Origin of the sequence: Algoriphagus halophilus (genome assembly GCF_041729275.1) — a bacterium.
GTDB lineage: Bacteria > Bacteroidota > Bacteroidia > Cytophagales > Cyclobacteriaceae > Algoriphagus > Algoriphagus halophilus_A.
The window spans coordinates 2195318-2213275 of the sequence record NZ_CP146486.1 but is presented as its reverse complement, the minus strand read 5'-3'; the positions used below and the strand labels follow the sequence as shown (position 1 = coordinate 2213275).

The 17958-nt window shown below is 38.6% G+C and carries 8 protein-coding genes and 9 pseudogenes; 8 read left to right on the top strand and 9 right to left on the bottom strand.

Annotated features, from left to right (window positions below):
• Positions 1–16 precede the first annotated feature (16 nt).
• Positions 17–1713, top strand: a pseudogene (locus V8V91_RS11825) (1-acyl-sn-glycerol-3-phosphate acyltransferase).
• Positions 1691–2754, top strand: a pseudogene (locus tag V8V91_RS11820) (NAD(P)H-dependent glycerol-3-phosphate dehydrogenase). The pseudogenes V8V91_RS11825 and V8V91_RS11820 overlap by 23 nt, the downstream one beginning before the upstream one ends.
• A gap of 69 nt (positions 2755–2823) precedes the next feature.
• On the opposite strand, the gene V8V91_RS11815 reads toward V8V91_RS11820, so the two are convergent.
• Both V8V91_RS11815 and fbp read right to left on the bottom strand, forming a co-directional pair.
• Positions 2824–3999, bottom strand: a complete 1176-nt coding sequence (locus V8V91_RS11815) for a PQQ-dependent sugar dehydrogenase (protein WP_373400223.1) — start codon at positions 3997–3999, stop codon at positions 2824–2826.
• A 74-nt stretch (positions 4000–4073) separates the two neighbouring features.
• Entirely contained in the window at positions 4074–5108 is a 1035-nt protein-coding gene (gene fbp / locus V8V91_RS11810) for a class 1 fructose-bisphosphatase (RefSeq protein WP_373400222.1), read from the bottom strand.
• A gap of 65 nt (positions 5109–5173) precedes the next feature.
• Between fbp and V8V91_RS11805 the strand changes: the two genes are divergently transcribed.
• Positions 5174–6442 (top strand): aspartate kinase, encoded by a 1269-nt coding sequence (locus V8V91_RS11805; protein WP_373400221.1) that lies wholly within the window; start codon positions 5174–5176, stop codon positions 6440–6442.
• 69 nt (positions 6443–6511) lie between these two features.
• Positions 6512–7629, top strand: a pseudogene (locus V8V91_RS11800) (Gfo/Idh/MocA family protein).
• A gap of 8 nt (positions 7630–7637) precedes the next feature.
• Here V8V91_RS11800 and V8V91_RS11795 read toward each other — a convergent pair.
• The 4 genes from V8V91_RS11795 to V8V91_RS11780 are packed head-to-tail and all read right to left on the bottom strand — an operon-like array spanning position 7638 to position 9485.
• Entirely contained in the window at positions 7638–8144 is a 507-nt protein-coding gene (locus V8V91_RS11795) for an N-acetyltransferase family protein (protein ID WP_373400220.1), read from the bottom strand.
• A 3-nt stretch (positions 8145–8147) separates the two neighbouring features.
• A complete protein-coding gene (locus tag V8V91_RS11790) occupies positions 8148–8471 on the bottom strand; it encodes a fructosamine kinase family protein (RefSeq protein ID WP_373400670.1) in 324 nt (107 codons plus the stop codon).
• Positions 8366–9007 (bottom strand): fructosamine kinase family protein, encoded by a 642-nt coding sequence (locus V8V91_RS11785; protein ID WP_373400219.1) that lies wholly within the window; start codon positions 9005–9007, stop codon positions 8366–8368. The genes V8V91_RS11790 and V8V91_RS11785 overlap by 106 nt, the downstream gene beginning before the upstream one ends.
• A complete protein-coding gene (locus tag V8V91_RS11780; protein WP_373400217.1) occupies positions 9000–9485 on the bottom strand; it encodes a low molecular weight protein-tyrosine-phosphatase in 486 nt (161 codons plus the stop codon). The genes V8V91_RS11785 and V8V91_RS11780 overlap by 8 nt, the downstream gene beginning before the upstream one ends.
• Before the next feature lie 189 nt (positions 9486–9674).
• On the opposite strand from V8V91_RS11780, the pseudogene V8V91_RS11775 reads away from it, so the two are divergent.
• From V8V91_RS11775 to panB, 4 genes and pseudogenes are all read left to right on the top strand, one after another.
• Positions 9675–10924 (top strand): annotated as a pseudogene (locus V8V91_RS11775) (3-deoxy-D-manno-octulosonic acid transferase).
• A pseudogene (gene rsgA / locus V8V91_RS11770) lies at positions 10914–11836 on the top strand (ribosome small subunit-dependent GTPase A). The pseudogenes V8V91_RS11775 and rsgA overlap by 11 nt, the downstream one beginning before the upstream one ends.
• Positions 11837–11944: 108 nt before the next feature.
• Positions 11945–12388, top strand: coding sequence for a phosphoribosyltransferase family protein (locus tag V8V91_RS11765; RefSeq protein WP_373400215.1), 444 nt, complete (start codon positions 11945–11947; stop codon positions 12386–12388).
• A gap of 3 nt (positions 12389–12391) precedes the next feature.
• Positions 12392–13212: pseudogene (gene panB, locus V8V91_RS11760) on the top strand (3-methyl-2-oxobutanoate hydroxymethyltransferase).
• Positions 13213–13264: 52 nt separating this feature from the next.
• Here the strand turns inward: panB and V8V91_RS11755 are convergent.
• The 3 pseudogenes from V8V91_RS11755 to V8V91_RS11745 form a co-directional block, all read right to left on the bottom strand.
• A pseudogene (locus V8V91_RS11755) lies at positions 13265–14472 on the bottom strand (glycoside hydrolase family 57 protein).
• Positions 14469–15756 (bottom strand): annotated as a pseudogene (locus V8V91_RS11750) (glycosyltransferase family 4 protein). Before V8V91_RS11750 ends, V8V91_RS11755 begins: the two co-directional pseudogenes overlap by 4 nt.
• A 10-nt stretch (positions 15757–15766) precedes the next feature.
• Positions 15767–17681 (bottom strand): annotated as a pseudogene (locus V8V91_RS11745) (amylo-alpha-1,6-glucosidase).
• Between the last annotated feature and the right edge of the window lie 277 nt (positions 17682–17958).

Here is a 17958-nt window from a genome sequence, read left to right as displayed (position 1 = left end):
TAAAATTGAATTCCACTTGGAGGAGAAATATCTAAAACATAAGTACGATCCAATCATTCCTAGTAAGAATGAGTGGCCGGTTGTCAAACTGGCTAGAGAACGTAAAGAGTTTGTCAAGAAAGTTTCAGATTTGGCCGAGGATAGAATTCTGGATCTTGCCGACCAAAACCCTGATATTTTAAAAGAGGAGTTGGAAACAACTTTGTATAGGGAGAAGTTGCGGATTAAACAAAACCCATGGGTTGTTGATCCGGATGATGAAGGAACTTTTTGGGGAGAGGTAAAAGCATCTTTACTTCAAATCAATACCTCTACAGATCTTTCTAAAGAAAAAAGCTTCATGGGTACAAATCGATTTTAAATAGAATTACCTCCCGCTATGCTGAAGAAATAGCCAGTAATTTCAAGCATACCCATTACAAGTTTACCCGAAGTGTGGTGACATTTGGGTTTTCAAGATTACTTAATGCAGCACGAGTAAAAGGCTTTAAATCCATTTTTAGTAACCAATATACCCTTCAGGATAAAATCCAAATCACTGGAGAAACAGACCAGTTGAGAGACTTAGCGACTAAAGGGACCGTTGTGATGGTTCCTACCCATTTCAGCAACTTGGATAGTATTCTTATCGGCTGGACTATTTCAGTTCTGGGCTTACCTCCCTTTATTTATGGTGCTGGATTGAACCTATTCAACATTTCTATTTTCGCTTATTTTATGGACTCACTTGGAGCCTATAAAGTGGACCGTCGGAAAAAGAATTTGTTGTATCTGGAGACCTTAAAGACCTATTCAAAAGAAGCGATAAAGTTTGGATGCCATAGTCTTTTCTTTCCCGGGGGAACTCGGTCAAGAAGTGGAATGATTGAATCGCGTTTGAAACTCGGCTTGCTAAGCACGGCGATTGAAGCACAAAGAGCGAATTTTCAAGATCAGAAAAATGATATTTCCGGAAAAGTGTTCATCGTTCCTGTTACAATCAATTACCATTTTGTTTTGGAAGCTCCAAGCTTGATCCGGGATTATTTGAGTATTACGGGCCAAGAACGGTATTACAAGGAAAACGATGAGTTTTCCAACTCTTATAAAATTTCAAAATTCCTTTTCAAGTTCTTTACCAAAGGTTCGGATATCTCTGTTTCTATTGGAAAAGCGATGGATGTGCTAGGTAACTATGTGGATGAAAAAGGAGATAGCCTAGACAAAAAAGGGAGGAAGATCAATACCCGGGATTATTTTGTTTCTGATGGCGAGGTAACCGTAGATCATCAGCGGGAAGAGGAGTATACCAATATGCTTGGTAGAAGAATCGTGGAAGAATTTCATAAAATCAACCGGGTCTTCAGTTCCCATTTAGTGGCTTTTACCGCCTTTGAAATGATTAAAGCTTCCAATAACAAACTGGATTTGTTTGATTTAATCCGTTTACCAGAAGAGGATATTGTCATTCCTTATGAGGATTTTAAAGCCAATTGTCATCGGGTGATGGACCGAGTGTATGAACTGAAAAGTCAAGGATTGATTAATGTGGCTCCCCATCTTCAGGATGATATGGATGAAATCATATCGCATGGATTGGATAATGTGGGGATGTACCATGCCAAAAGGCCTTTAATTAGGGATTCCAAAGGCGATATCGTTACAGAGGATATGAGCTTACTTTATTTTTATCATAATAGATTAACCGGCTATGGTCTCGAAAAACTCTTTTAAACCTCAAGAAAAATGTATAGGGGTAATCGGAGTAGGGAGCTTCGGTACTGTGATAGCCAATATGCTGGCAGAAAAAAACCAAGTAATGGTTTATGCTAGAAAAGAGGAAGTAGTTCATGAAATAAACTCCCTTCATTCGGCACAAGGAAAATCACTTAATCCCAAAATCAAAGGTACTAGTAGTCCAAAAGAAATCTGTGAAGTCTGTGAGGTGTTGTTTTTGATGATTTCTTCCTCTGGATTTCAAGATGTAGTCCAATCCTTTGCTCCACATCTTTTTCCATACCATTTAGTAATTCATGGTACCAAAGGGCTCTGTCTAAATTTGGAAAAAGGGCAGACTTTGGATTCAGTTAAAAAATAAAGAGGTCTCAAATCCTGACCATGAGCGAAGTGATCTTGCAAGAGACAGTGGTTGTGAGAGTGGGTTGTTTGGCTGGTCCAAATCTTTCTAAGGAATTGACCCAAAGTTTACCTGCGGCTACAGTCATTGCGAGTAAATACAATGAGGTGATTTTGGAAGGGCAAAGTTTGTTACGCTCTGAGAAATTTCAGGTGTATGGAAATTCAGATATTGTTGGAGTAGAGTTAAGTGGGGTTTTGAAAAACATCATTGCCATAGCTGCTGGTGCCTTAGCAGGTTTAAAGCTGGGAGAAAATGCCAAAGGACTACTCATTTCAAGGGGTATGGTGGAGATGGTTCATCTCAGCAATGCACTTGGAGGTAGTGTCAAATCTGTGATTGGATTGGCAGGAATAGGGGATTTGGTAACGACTTGTAATTCAGTTAATTCCAGAAATTTTACCGTCGGATTTAGACTGGCAAATGGGGAAAAGTTGGATGAAATCCTTGCGAGCATGGATGAGGTTGCAGAGGGAATCAATACCATTCGCGTGATAAAAGCATTCTTGGAAACCGCGGATTTAAGGGCGCCAATCACCGAATACCTATATCGGGTTTTGTTTGAAAATTATGATATTAAAGAAGCACTTCAATTTTTAATGAAGTACCCCTTTAATGTGGATATTGACTTTGTTTGATGCATTCAAAAATGAAAAAGGCTTCTGATAGTTATTTTCAGAAGCCTTTTTTATGATGGTTTTCAGGTATTATCTGATAGGGATAATTTTCACCATCAAGCCTGTACCTTCAGTAACAGCATAAAGATAACCATCAGGGCTTTCTTTCACCTGTCTTACTCTTCCTATGTCTTGAAGCATGATTTCTTGAGATAGAGCTTTGTCTCCATCCATATCCACTCGATTGATATGCATTTTCGCTAATGCTCCTATCAAAATATCGCCTTTCCAAGCTGGGTATTTGTCTGAAGTTACCATGGTAATACCCGCAGTTGCGATAGAGGGAACATAGTAAGTAACTGGCTGTTCCATCCCTTCTTTTTCAGTGATTTCTGTAAGGGTGGTCCCGTCATAGTTTTTGCCATAAGAGATCACTGGCCAGCCATAGTTTTTACCTTTTTCGATCAGGTTTAACTCATCACCTCCCATTGGGCCATGCTCTGATTCCCAAAGTCTGTTATTTTCTTTATCAAAATAGAGTCCTTGTGGATTTCTGCTCCCATAGGACCAAATAGTAGGAATTGCTCCAGGGCTGTCTACAAAAGGATTGTCTTCAGGGATTCTTCCATCATCATGAATCCTGTGGATTTTTCCATGGGAGTTAGTTAACTCCTGGGCATTCATAGCGGGATTAAATCGGTCACCACTTGAATAAAATAAATACCCATCATTATCAAAAACTATTCTGCTTCCATAATGATTGCCCCCTTTCGTGGCAGGTTGGGACTGAGTTAATTCTTCCTGATCTACCGCATTATATCCATCAAGCCTAAACCTCATTATTGCTGTAGAGCTTTCCTCTTCTGTTACTGGCTTGGCATAGCTAATATAGATCCATCCGTTTTCCCCGTAATTTGGATGTGCTTGAATATCCAGCAATCCGCCTTGTCCTTTAGTGGAGACCTCTGGAAGACCTTGGATTTTTTCTCCTGTAAATTGGTCGTTTTTGAAAACCAGAATTTCTCCTCTTTTTTCAGTGACCAACATAGTTCCGTCACTTAACCAAGTCATGCCCCAAGGATTTTCAAATTCTGTGTAAAGCGTGTCTACGTTGAATAATAATTTTTCTGACTGTACCGCATACGTTTCATCGATTGGTTCAGCAGGCGCTTCTTCCGATACTGTGGCTTTTTGTTCGCAGGCAAAAAGTAAAGCAGTACCGAATGCTAAGGCGCTTATTTGGGTGAATGATTTTGATAGGATCATAAAGTGAGTCTTATTTTAAACCTTGAAGATAAGATAAGTTTATCTTAAAATGGATTTCAGGATGTAGGTTTGATTTAATTGGTCGAAAATTCAGTTTTGTTGGAAAATTGCAAGGCCTCAGCAACCATGTTTTTGGATCCTATCAATAAAGGAGTTCTTTGGTGGAGGCTAGTAGGTTGAATTTCAAGGATTCGTTTATTTCCATCAGTTGCCACGGCTCCTGCTTGTTCCGCGATGAATGCAAGGGCATTGGCTTCATACATTAACCGTAATTTTCCATTTGGATTCTTTTTGGTAGCAGGATAGATATAAATTCCTCCTTTCAACAAATTCCGGTGAAAATCTGCTACTAGACTACCGATGTATCGTGCCGAAAATTTTTTCACCTTACAATTATCGATATACTCCTTTATCCCTGGATTCCAATCTTCCTGCGTTCCTTCATTGATGGAGTAAATAGATCCTGATTCTGGAGCTTTTATCATCGGGTGAGAAAGGAAAAACTCCCCAAGCGATTGTTCGTAGGTAAATCCATTGACTCCAAACCCAGTAGTGTAAACAAGCATGGTAGATGAACCATAAAGTACATATCCAGATGCTACCTGTTCGGTTCCTTGCTGCATGATGTCTTCTTCTCGAATAGGGCTTCCAACAGGAGTTTTTCTCCGATAAATGGAAAAAATAGTCCCGATGCTAATATTGACATCAATATTGGAGCTACCGTCTAAAGGATCGATCGCTACAACATATTTTCCGGATTTATTATTTAAATCTATCACTGCGTCCTCTTCTTCGGAAACTATGGCACAGACTTCGCCACCCTTACTTAATGCACGGATAAATCTAATATTGGCAATGACATCGAGTTTCTGCTGTTCTTCTCCTTGTACATTGGTTTGGCCAAAAGCGCCGCCAATGTTGGAAAGTCCAGCTCGATTGGTCTCTCTGTTGACGATCTTTGAGGCTAAAGCGATATCTCTCAATAGCTGGGAAAGTTCTCCAGAAGCAAATGGAAAGTCGCTTTGTTTTAATTTAATAAATCGGTCTAGTGTGGTACCTACTGAGTAAGCTAAGCCGCTTTGATCGGGCTGGTATGATGAAATTTTCATGAATTAGAAAAGTACAAAAATTGATTTGACATATACTAAATTAGAAATAAATATTCATGGCAAAAATGGTTGTTTATAAATTTGGAGGTGCCTCAGTCAAAGATGCTGATGCAATTAAAAATTTGGCTGAAATTCTCCGTAATCGATTGCGAAGAAATATGGTAATTGTTGTTTCTGCAATGGGTAAAACAACGAATGCGTTGGAATCTATATTGGAATTGAAACTCGATGGAAATGATTTTTCTTTGAATAGTGCAAAATTAAAAGAGTTTCATTTTCAGATTTGTTCTGAACTATTTCCAAATGGACACCGGGTTTTTTTATTGTTAGAAAATCTGTTTATCGCATTGGAGAAAAGGCTTGAATTTGACCTGAACAAGGAGAATTATGATGAGTATTACGATTCAATAATAGGGTATGGAGAACTATTATCTTCTAGAATTGTAATGGAGTATCTCTGTTTAGAAGGAATGATTACACTATGGAAAGATGCTCGGGAATTCATTAAAACCAACAGTGACTTTCGTTTTGCAAAAATTAATTGGTCATTGACGAAGGCTCTTTGTCAAAGCCAACTGAAACCTTTGTTGGAATCCTATCCTATAGTTACACAGGGGTTTATTGGATCTAGTGAGCAAAATCTTCCTACTACCTTAGGGAGGGAAGGGTCTGACTTTACTGCAGCAATTTTAGCGACCTCCTTAAATGCCCAGTCAGTTATTATTTGGAAAGATGTGCCAGGTGTGTTGAATGCTGACCCAAAGAGGTATTCCGATACGGTATTATTTCAGGAAATTGGATATGAAGAAGCTGCGGAAATGACCTATTATGGAGCTTCGGTAATCCACCCGAAGACGATCAAGCCTTTGGCGATCGCTGGGATCCCCCTTTTTGTCAAATCATTTTTGAAGCCTGATTCTGATGGTACCAAAATTCATCAAACCGAACAAATAGCCCAGGTTCCCACTTACATTCTAAAAGAGAAGCAGGTCTTGGTCAGTTTTAAGGTGACAGATTTTACTTTTATTGAGGAGAACCATATTCATCAGGTGTATGAGCAGTTAAGAGCATTAAAACTTAGGGTGAATATGCTGCAGATTTCTGCGATCAGTATTTCTTTGGTGATGGATTCTCAACTGTTTATGCTCGAGAAATTGTTGACCAACCTGAAGCCCTTTTTTGAAATCAGGTATAATGAGGGGCTGGAATTACTCACGATTTTGCATCCTGGACAAATTTCTGTCGCGGAGCATTTGAAAGGATATGAAGTCCTTCTTGAACAAAGTACCCGGAATACCATTCAGGTAGTGAGGAGAAAAAAGATGGAAAATTAGCCTTTATCAGGTTCTTTTGTCTGATTTTGAGTATTTTCAAAAACAAGATAACCTCCACCTCAGATTTCTATGAAAACCAGAAGAATTTTCCTACAAAAGGCAGGCATATCAGCTTTAGCTTTGAACCTTTCACCTTTTTCTCCGCTATTGGGAGCAAATGAAAAAATAAACATGAATGCAATGGACGAAAAACCTTTAAGAGTAGCCATTATGGGATTGGGCAGTTATGGCAGTCGTGTTGCCCGTGCTATGAAAGATTGTAAAAGGGCAAAATTAGTTGGGGTAATCAGTGGAACTCCTTCCAAAATTGAAGCTTGGCAAAAAGAGTACAATATTCCTGCAAAAAACTGCTACAATTATGAGACCTATTCCCAAATTAAGGATAATCCGGACATAGATGCTGTTTATGTAATTACTCCTAATGGACTCCATAAGGAACATGCGATTGGAGTGGCAAATGCAGGAAAACATGTGATTTGCGAAAAACCAATGGCGGTGAATGCCACTGAAGCAAAGGAAATGGTGGATGCATGTAAGGCTGCTGGAGTAAAATTACTGATTGGATATAGGATGCATTTTGAGGCCAAAACCCAAGAAGTGATTAAAATGAGGTTGAATGGGGAATTTGGAAAAATCTTGTTTTTTCAAGGACTTAGTGGGTTTATTATAGGTGATCCTACCCAATGGAGACTCAATTATGAGCTATCAGGGGAGGAGCTATGATGGATATTGGGATATACTCCATTAATGGAGCAAGGTATATGATAGGAGAAGAACCTATTTGGGTAACTGCCCAAGAGACCAAAAATAATCCTGAGAAATTTAAAGAGGGGGTAGACGAAACGATTCAATTTCAGTTAGGTTTCCCAGGAGGTGCTGTAGCGTCTTGTCTTTCTACATATAGCATGAATAATTTGGATAAGTTCTTCCTAAATGGCTTAAATGGATTTGCAGAAATGCAACCTTCTACAGGCTATGGTCCAATTGAAGGTAGAACCCACAAAGGTCCTTTGGACCATCCACATGTCACACATCAAACCACACAAATGGATGAAATGGCAGCGATCATTCTGGATGGGAAAAAGCCATTGGTGCCGGTTGATGGAGAGGAGGGTTTGAAAGACATGGTCATCATTGATGCAATTTATAAAGCAGTTAAAGAGGGGAGGAAAATATCTTTGGTCTAAAAAATTGGTTAAAGTATTCGCTGGACAAATATTAAATCCAGCCATTGGTTAAATTTCCAGCCTACTTCTTTAAATCTTCCGACTTCCTGAAAGCCTAATTTCTTGTGGAAATAAAGACTATTAAGGTTACTTGCATCTATTCCACCAACCATGAGATGAAATCCTTTTCCTTTGGCGTGGGTAATCAATTCTTTCATCAATGAATACCCTATTCCTTTTCCTCTAAATTGGGAATGGATATATACGGAATGCTCTACGGTGAATTGATATCCTGGTTTTGGCCTAAAGGTACCGTAAGTCGCGAAGCCAATAATTTGGTTTTCTCGTTCTGCAACAAGAATAGGAAATCCTGCTTTAGCTTTTTCTTGGAACCAATGGTTTTGAAATTCTAGGGTTTTGGGTTCATAGTCATAATTGACTGTGGAATGCTCGATTTCATGGTTGTTGATTTCCAAGATTGCCTGAAGGTCTTTTTCTAAGGCAAATCGAACTTTTGTCTTATTTTCATCGGACATATCTCAATATGATTCTTTCAATTCCGGGAGATAGGCAGTCCCGAATAGGTTCAAATGAACAAGCAAAGGATATAAATTATAAATACCCATTCTGGCTTCAAAATCAGGTTCCAATGGTATAATTGATTCATAAGATTGATAAAATCGAGAATCAAATCCTCCAAAAAGTCTGCTAAAGGCAATGTCCATTTCTCTATGACCGAAATAAACGGCAGGATCAATCAAGCAAGGTTGACCTTCTGGGTTACATAATACATTCCCTGACCATAAATCTCCATGGAGTAAGGAAGGTTTTTCGGGGGGATGATTTTTTCTATTACCTGGTATATCGATTGGAATTTTTTTAAAAAATCCAAAGGGATTAACCTGTCAAAATAGGCTTTGCCTAGTAAGGGCTCCAATCGTTGTTCAATGTAAAAGTCTACCCAACTGGAAGTTTGAAGATTTCTTTGATTTAAGGTGGCGATATAATTGTCATCTGAGAGTCCAAATGATTTATTGGTTTTTAAGTGTAAATCTGCCAGTCCATAACCTAAAGTTTCCCAGTAATCTAATTGATATCTCCCTGAGGGGATGAATTCAGATAATAAAAAATTGTAATCTCCAACCCTTCCACAACCAAATGTTTCAGGGATTTGAAGAAATGTGTTTTTTCTAAGGTAATCTAGTCCTTGCGATTCTTTGTTGAGAATATCTTTCTCATGGTCAAAATTTAATTTGAGGAAGAAGTTTCCATCGTTGGTTTCAATGCGTATTCCTTGGTTGTGGTTACCCGCCGCAACCAAAGAGGCTGATTTTAATTTTACCTGGGGCCCCAGGCTTTGGTAAAGTACTTTTTCATAGATATCATTCAAGTCATACATAGAGTTGATGTGTCTCTATTACTTTCTCAAGAAACTTATCGATTGCTTTATCTAAAATTTTATAGATTTCTTCGAAGCCTTCCTCACCCCCATAGTAAGGGTCTGGAACAGACTTACCCTCGGACCCTGGGACAAAATCTCTCATGAGATGAACTTCTTTGTCAGGAAATCCAAACCTAACTTTCATATTGTTTAAGTTCCTGAGATTGTTATCATCCATGGCAAGGATATAATCAAAATCCCTGAAATCCGTTCTGTTGACTTGCCTTCCTCTATGGTTGATAGGAAGCCCATATTTTTTTCCAATCAATATGGTTCGTTCATCAGGAAGCTCTCCAATATGAAAATCTGATGTGCCAGCACTATCTGATTTAAAAGTCGTGGGAAGATTCGCCTCTTTGATTTTCGCATCAAAAATAGCTTCCGCCAAAGGCGACCTACAAATATTACCTAAACAAACGAATAAAACTCTAATCATATCTCAATTACTCCGACCGATTTTTTTTTAAAACAGATGCTTTTGAAAGTACTTAATTTTAAGGTTAAATGCACGTGAGAATTTTTATTTTTTTGAGTCGAAATAAAAATAAAAGCATTTTCAAGGGATTAATTCAAACCCTTGGTTAGTCATGCTAAAGATGTCATAGCGTTTGGCTACTTTTGGCAAATGAATTTGCTGTATAGAATAGCGATCGCACTGATAACCTATTTATTGCCTTTAGTTGGCTTATTTAGTGCAAAGATTAACCATTTTTTAAAAGGGAGAAAGGGTCTGCATAAGAATCTGCAAAATTTCAGATCGAAAAATCCCGGAAATTTGGCTTGGTTTCATGTCGCGTCCTTAGGAGAATATGAGCAAGCAAAACCAGTCATTGCCAAGTTAAAGCAGGAAAAACCTTCTCTATTTATTTTGGTAAGTTTCTTCAGTCCATCGGGATACGATATTGCGATCAGGAAATCTCAAGCTTATGTAGACTATATCACTTATATTCCCTTGGATAGAAAATCATGGGCTTTTGAATTTGTAAGCATCTTAAATCCGAGTATTGCTTTTTTGTGAAATATGACCTATGGTATCATCATATCTTGGCTTTGTCCCAGAAAAAGGTGCCTATTATTCTTTTTTCAGCTTCATTCAGGCCAACTCAAAAGTATTTCAAGTCAGATGGTTTCTTTAGAAGCATATTATTCAAACTGGATCAAATATTTACTCAAAATCAAGCTAGTCTGGACCTTTTAGAGTACATAGGTTATTCAAATGGAATTTTGGCAGGGGATACAAGATTTGACCGAGTGGTGGAAACTGCCCGCTCTCCAAAGACTTTTCCTGAAATCGAATCTTGGGCCCAAGATAAAAAAGTCATGGTATTGGGATCAGTTTGGGAAGAGGATATGGAAATCCTCATTCCACTTATGAATCAGGTAAAAGATTATTTATGGATCATAGCGCCGCATGATTTATCTCCTGAGCCTATGGCTGCTTGGGCGAATTCAATTCAACTTCCTTCCATCAAATATTCTGAGACTAAGGATTTTGAAGGAAAGAAGGTGTTGTTTATCGATAATATTGGGATGCTTTCTTCTTTGTATCAGTATGGAGATTTGGCATATGTGGGAGGGGCTTTCGGTAAAGGACTGCATAATATCCTAGAACCTTTGGGATTTGGAATTCCTGTACTTTTCGGATTATTGAAAAACACCTCAAAATTCCCTGAATCAGAGCAAAGTGTGAATGAAGGCTGTGGTTTTGCAGTAGAAAATGGGGAGGAACTAAAAAAAGTATTTGAGGAATTACAGGTAGAGGAATATTACGAGAAAGCAAAAGAAGCCTCGAATCTTTGGGTTTCTGCGAATCTAGGGGCAGCTGAAAAGATAATCAATCGGGTTTTGTTAAATTATCCACTCAATGGAAGGTAGAGTTATAAAGTCAACAGGCAGTTGGTATGTCGTCAAAACCGATTCAGAATTTATTTCTGCAAGGTTGAAAGGCAAGTTCAAGCAGGAGGACTTGAAGTTAACGAATCCTATTGCAGTAGGAGACTGGGTGACTTTGTCGAAAGAAGAAAACCAAGAAACAGCAGTCATTTCTGTAATACATCCTAGGGAAAATTATGTAATCCGTAAATCCACACGGAAGCAGCATTTCTCACATATCATTGCCAGTAATGTGGATCAGGCCATGCTGGTAATTACCATGAAAAAGCCAAGGACTTCTTTGGGTTTTATAGATCGATTTTTGGTAAGTACTGAGAGTTTTAGGATTCCGGCGATTTTGGTTGTGAATAAAGTGGATCTTCTGGAAGGCGAGGATGCGGAAGATTGGTTGCTTGATATCCACGAGATTTATGAACCATTGGGGTACCAGGTGATGGAGATTTCAGCATTAAATGACAAAGATTTATTGGATGAATTTCATCCCTTACTGCAAGGTAAATCTACTTTGATCGCGGGGCATTCTGGCGTAGGCAAATCAACACTTTTGAATAAGCTTGTTCCTGAGGCCTCACAAGACACCAAGGAAATTTCGGGGTTTAGTGCTAAAGGTGTTCATACTACTACCTTCGCTGAGCTTTTTCCTGTGAAGGGGGAGGAGATTTGATTGATACACCTGGTATTAAGGAGTTTGGTATTTTGGATGTAGAGGACTATGAGTTGTCACATTATTTCCCAGAGATGAGAAAATACCTCGGTGAATGTAAATACAATAATTGTCGGCATATCAACGAGCCTGGCTGTGTAGTTCGGAAGAAAGTAGAAGAAGGGTATATCCATCCTTATCGATATCAGAGTTATCTCAACATCTTGAATGAGGAGGATTCCTACCGTTAAGCATATCTTAATTTTGAAACCTTAGAGAATTGGTCTAATTTTCAAATCATAATTTTATCCTATGAGCGAAGTACTCAATCATCATCAGATCAAGAAAAAATCACCCGGATGGCATTTGAGATTTATGAAAGAAATCTCAATACCGCAGGTGTAGTATTTGCGGGAATCACAGGAATGGGAACCATTTTAGCGGATTTATTAGCCCAGGAATTACAAACTATCTCTCCATTAACTATTGAGGAGATAGAGGTTATTTTGGACAAAAGTAATTTACATTCTGAAGAGATTGAGTTGTCTGAAGAGATCGAGCTTTCCGGAAAAACATTAATCCTTGTGGATGATGTGTTAAATACTGGAAAAACACTTGCCTACGCAATGAAACCTTTTCTAGACAAAGAATTATATAAGATGGAAATAGCGGTACTGGTAAATAGGAGCCATGGCCAATTTCCAATCAAGCCGGATTATACAGGTTATGAACTCTCAACTACTCTTAATGAGCACATCAAGGTAGATTTTTCCGGTGACCAATATTCTGTCCATTTACTTTAAATCATGTCTGTTCATTCTTCAGCAAATATTAAAAGAATCACTACTCATATCCTTCAGGAAATGAAGAACCGTGGTGAAAAAATATCTATGCTTACGGCCTATGATTTTTCGATGGCAAAAATCGTAGATGATGCAGGAATCGATATTATTCTGGTGGGAGATTCCGCTTCCAATGTGATGGCAGGTCATGAAACCACCCTTCCGATCACTTTGGACCAGATGATCTATCATGCATCTTCTGTGGTTAGAGCTGTTAGCAGAGCCTTTGTAGTGGTCGACATTCCTTTCGGGTCTTATCAGGGGAATAGTTCTGAAGCTTTGCGTTCTGCTATTCGAATCATGAAGGAGTCAGGAGCTCATGCTATCAAAGTAGAAGGTGGGGCTGAGATTAAAGAATCTGTAGTGAGGATTTTGAGCGCTGGTGTTCCAGTAATGGGGCATTTGGGCTTAACTCCTCAGTCCATTTATAAATTTGGGACTTATAGTGTCAGAGCTAAAGAATCAGCAGAAGCTCAAAAATTGCTAGAAGATGCCAAGCTGTTAGAGGAATGTGGATGTTTTGCCATTGTGTTGGAAAAATCCCTGCCTCCTTGGCTAAAAAAGTAGCAGAATCAGTATCAATCCCAGTCATTGGAATCGGCGCAGGAGGAGATGTAGACGGTCAAGTGTTAGTGGTACACGATTTATTAGGAATCACCCAAGAGTTTAAGCCGAGGTTTTTGAGACAATATGCGGATTTGCAATCTGTCATGATGGATGCGTTTACCAATTACATCAAGGATGTCAAAAGTCGGGATTTCCCCAATGAATCTGAAAGTTATTAAGATTGGAAAATGAAAGGCCGGATTTACCGGCCTTTTTTAGTTTAAATGACATTTAAGCCTCTACAGATACGCTGGATTTTTCTTTCAGTCTGATCATAAAATCACTGAGTACATTCATGTAATTGATGAATGCATCATAGGGCGAGTCATAGGGGCTAAAATAGGAATGTATATCTCCATCAGAGAAGAATTTGGTACACATGTAATAAAAGTGGTCAGAGGTCTGTAAATACCTCCAGTCCCTTTTATTTCTTCATCTTCAATAGTATTGACCAACTTTTCAAGATCATATAATCGATCGAATGCTTCGTCTTGTAAATCATTTCCGAGCCAGGCGGTTAGATCCCGTTCTTCATCTGCCCATGAGATTGGAATCGGAACATGGATTTTGCCAACAGGTGGAATTTTTGAAGCCACTTCTGAAGGAGTTGAGAAAGAAAAGTTAGTCTCCTTAAACACTGCTTCAGGAAGGTGTTTCATGAAATCAAAAATTCCTGTCTCAGCCCACTGGTGTTCTCCAAAGGTTTCGTAATCCATGAAGAGGTTCAGCGTTTCTTCCTCACTGGGAATCGCATTGATCCAATTGATGAATTTCTCAGTAGTCAATGGGTAATCATCCCAAGATTTATTACCAAACCTAAAGGCGATATCATCACTCAGCTGGAAATTTTTCAATAAAACTTTCAGCTTCGGTTCAATGCTATTTACATACACATAATTAGGGCTTTTCCATCCCAGAATATGTTTAGCGCCTTCCGTCAACATGGCATCGTAACCTAACTCGGATACCATTGCCCCAATTTCGTCAGAATAGATTAATTCAGTATTCCGGAACACCTTTGGAGTATAGCCATTAAATAACTCCTTGATTTTTGCTTGGTGTTTGTGGGCCAGATCTTTAAACTCATCCTTGCTTTTTAGAGAAGCTAAGGAATGGGAATATGTCTCGTTTAAAAGTTCTACATGACCCGTATTGACCAGTTTCTGGAAGCTTTCCAGCACATCTGGAGCATATGCCTGCATTTGATCCATGAACGTTCCTGATATGGAAAAACTTACTTTGAATGCTCCGTTGTACTGATGGATCAAATCAAGGAGTAATGCATTCATAGGTAAGTAGCACTTCTGAGCTACTTTTCTCATAATGGACCGATTGCTGAAATCATCCCAATAATGATGATCTTCACCAATATCAAAAAAGCGGTAAGGTTTAAGGCGAAAGGGTTGATGAACTTGAAAATAAAAGCAAATAGTTCTCATGATCTTTGGGATAAAGTTTTTTCGTATACGGTTACAAGCTTAGCGGCTACATGTTCCCATTTTAATTTCTTCAATTCTTCACTTCCGAGCTCTTTAAACATTTGGGATATACCCTTATAATGCAAAAGGGCAAAAATGGCATCGGCCATCGCATCAATATCCCAAAAGTCAATTTTAATAGCATTGGTCAAGACCTCAGCTACGCCTGATTGTTTTGAAATAATGACTGGGGTATTATGTCGTACAGCCTCCAAAGGGGAGATTCCAAAGGGCTCAGAAACTGATGGCATGACATATACATCTGAGATAGCATACATGTGATCCACATCTTTTCCTTTTAGGAACCCTGTGAAGTTGAATTTGGTGGCAATTCTTAATTCAGCTACACGATCGATCATTCTATTGAGTAAATCTCCAGATCCTGCCATCACAAACCGAACGTTTGGATCTCGGTCGATGACTTTTTTTGCAGCTTCTACAAAATATTCAGGACCTTTTTGAAAAGTAATTCTTCCCAAAAAAGTCACGATCTTTTCAGGTACTTTTTCTTAAAAGTGGATTCAATGATACTGGCATCCAACACGGCATTGTGCAATACTGAAACCTTTTCAGCGGGGATTCCATATTTTCTGATGATAATGTTTTTGGTTAGCTGACTTACGGCAACCACATGATCAGCGGCTTGCATTCCAGCTCTCTCAATATCATAGACCACTTGATTGACGGATTCTCCGGACCGATCAAATTCGGTAGCATGTACATGAGCTACTAATGGTTTACCACTTATTTCCTTAGCTGCAATTCCTGCAGGAAAAGATAACCAATCGTGGGCATGGATTAATTCAAAATCACTTCTATCTCTGGCAATTTGAGCTCCTGTCAAGGCATATCTGGAAACTTCCTCCATTAGATTTTTTCCATATTTCCCACTGAACTCGTATTTCGTGGAAAAAATACTTTCATCGACATCGGTTCGATCATGGATAGCATAGTCCGTGAATTTCTTATACTCTTCTGGGCCCAGATAAGGAACTAAAAAGCTACTGACTTCTAAATAGGTTAAGTTCTTCCAAATTGATTTGAACCTCTTTTCTCTATAATCAATAGTGACGTCACTCGCATTAACAAAATCAGCCATAGGTTCTTCATCCCCCAAAGCTTTGGGACGACAAAAATAATGTCTTGATTATGGTGGCAAAGACCTTTTACCAAACCATAACAAGCAGTTCCAAGTCCTCCAGAAATATGTGGTGGAAATTCCCACCCAAACATTAATACTTTCATAAAAAGTTGGTTATATCTTTTTGACCAAATCCATCATACGAAGCAATTCTGCCACACTCCAAGCTTGCGAAATAGCCCCTTTTGGCCTATGAGGAGGGTCTCCATCATACAATTCTGCAACTGTACCCACACCATATTGGGTCATTACCCCATCAAATCCTTTAATTATCTTTTTGATAAAATTAAATGAAGATTTACCGTGAAGTTTTATATATCCTTCTACAAAATGACCTAGTGGCCAAGTCCACACAGTTCCATTGTGGTAGGCTTGATCTCTTGTGATTTGGTCACCAAAATAGTATCCTTTATAGGCATAATCGTCAGGTGAAAGAGACCTAAGCCCTCTTGTGGTAAGTAATTTGGATTTAATTATTTCTAAGACTTGGTCATTTTGGGATTCGCTAAGCATGGTATAAGGAAGTGAGGTAGCAAATACCATATTGGGCCTTACTGACCAATCTTTTTGATTTCCATCAACTACATCTGCTAAATATCCATGTTTTTCTGACCAGAACTCTTTGATAAAGGAGGCTTTCGTTTTTTCTGCAAGAGCAAGAATTTTTTCATCTCCGGTAAGTTCATGGTAAAAACAAAGTGCATTGTACCATAGTGCTTGGATTTCTACTGGGCATCCCATTCTTGGAGTAACGGGGCCTTCAGGGGTGACAGCGTCCATCCATGTCAGTGCTTTCCCTTCTTCTCCTCCATAGACTAAACCATTTTCCTGAACTTTAATATTGAAATCAGTTCCATTGATGTAGCCCTCAATGATTCCCTGCATCTTTCCTAAGTATCGATCCTTGATGGTCTTTAAGTCATTAGTGTAAATCACATATTGCTGCAAAGACCAGAAATACCACATAGGCGCATCGATGGAATTCATATTGGTCATGACTCCACTACCGACATTAGGGAATAAAGGCCCATGTAAGTCTTTGGACATGCTGTCCATAATGTCTAAAAATGTTTGGTATTCACCTGAGGGTAATGTTAATCCAGGCGCTGCAACAAAGGTGTCTCTTCCCCACCATCCAAACCAAGGATATCCAGCTATTATCCTGGTATCTCCATTTCTTTTTCTAATAAACTGTCCCGCTGAATTTTTTAGACAGTTTTCAAAGTTGTTTCTGGGAATTCTTCTTGCAATTTCTTTTTAAAAGCTGCTTCTCTAGTCTTAGGATCAGCTTCTGTGAGTCCTGCAGAAAGAATTACAGACTCACCTTTTGTAATATCAAATTCAAAATAGCCAGGTACATATAAATCCTCTTGGTAGTCATATCCACGTTCTCTTTCCTGAATATATTCTATGTTATAATACCAATCTGGAGCAGGTATAAACTCTCCTTTTTGGAAAGCTGCATGTAGAGAGGGTCATATTTTTCATATAATTGAAATTTGACCCCGTTGGGTACTTTGTTGAATTTTTTATTGATAAAAGTATTCGCTTTCATCAAGTTATGGTAAGGCCTGAAAGCTAGGAAAGGAGCCACCCGAATTTTAGTAGGAGAATGCGCGTCCAACAAGGTATATCGAATCATTACCCGATCCCGATTGGTGTCCAAAATCAACTCTTTCTGAAGTAAAACGCCGCCCACTCTATAAGTCAGCTTTGGGATAGGCTCAGAGTCAAAATCTTCCAGATATTTATGACCTCTAGGTGAATAATTACCAGGAAATTTACTGATTCCCAAATTGAAGCTTGCCCCATGCTGAATCACCGTTTCGTGCACATTAGACAACATGACATGATTTTGGGAATCTATCTGAGGTTGGGGAACTACTAGAAGTCCATGATATTTTCGAGTATTGCACCCTATGATAGTAGTGCTGGTGTAGGTGCCAGATCTATTGGTTCTGATGATTTCACGGTCCAGAGAATAATTTAAATTAATCAGCTGGGTTTTATCAAAATGGATGTAACTCATAATAAATCATTGAATAGATTTAAAAATAGAGTTTTGTATCCATAAGAAAAATATTATAGAAAAAAATAAAGGTTATGTTTCCATAACCTTTTGTTTTTTTAAGATAATTAGGAATGAACTCCCTCTTTTTGGAATTCTTCAAAATTTTTCAGGGATTCCTCAAATTTTGAAATGTAATTTTTAGTCATCCTTACATTGGTGCGCTTCACTACCGGGAATTTCGGATAAGATTGGAACAAAGTAAACATAGCAAATTGGTTTAGTTTAATGTCGAACA

What these genes read in the sequence shown, in the direction of transcription:
- V8V91_RS11815 (WP_373400223.1), bottom strand. Translation starts at nt 3,999, where the DNA reads ATGATCCTATCAAAATCATTCACCCAAATAAGCGCCTTAGCATTCGGT.
- fbp (WP_373400222.1), bottom strand. Translation starts at nt 5,108, where the DNA reads ATGAAAATTTCATCATACCAGCCCGATCAAAGCGGCTTAGCTTACTCA.
- V8V91_RS11805 (WP_373400221.1), top strand. Translation starts at nt 5,174, where the DNA reads ATGGTTGTTTATAAATTTGGAGGTGCCTCAGTCAAAGATGCTGATGCA.
- V8V91_RS11795 (WP_373400220.1), bottom strand. Translation starts at nt 8,144, where the DNA reads ATGTCCGATGAAAATAAGACAAAAGTTCGATTTGCCTTAGAAAAAGAC.
- V8V91_RS11785 (WP_373400219.1), bottom strand. Translation starts at nt 9,007, where the DNA reads ATGTATGACTTGAATGATATCTATGAAAAAGTACTTTACCAAAGCCTG.
- V8V91_RS11780 (WP_373400217.1), bottom strand. Translation starts at nt 9,485, where the DNA reads ATGATTAGAGTTTTATTCGTTTGTTTAGGTAATATTTGTAGGTCGCCT.
- V8V91_RS11765 (WP_373400215.1), top strand. Translation starts at nt 11,945, where the DNA reads ATGGCATTTGAGATTTATGAAAGAAATCTCAATACCGCAGGTGTAGTA.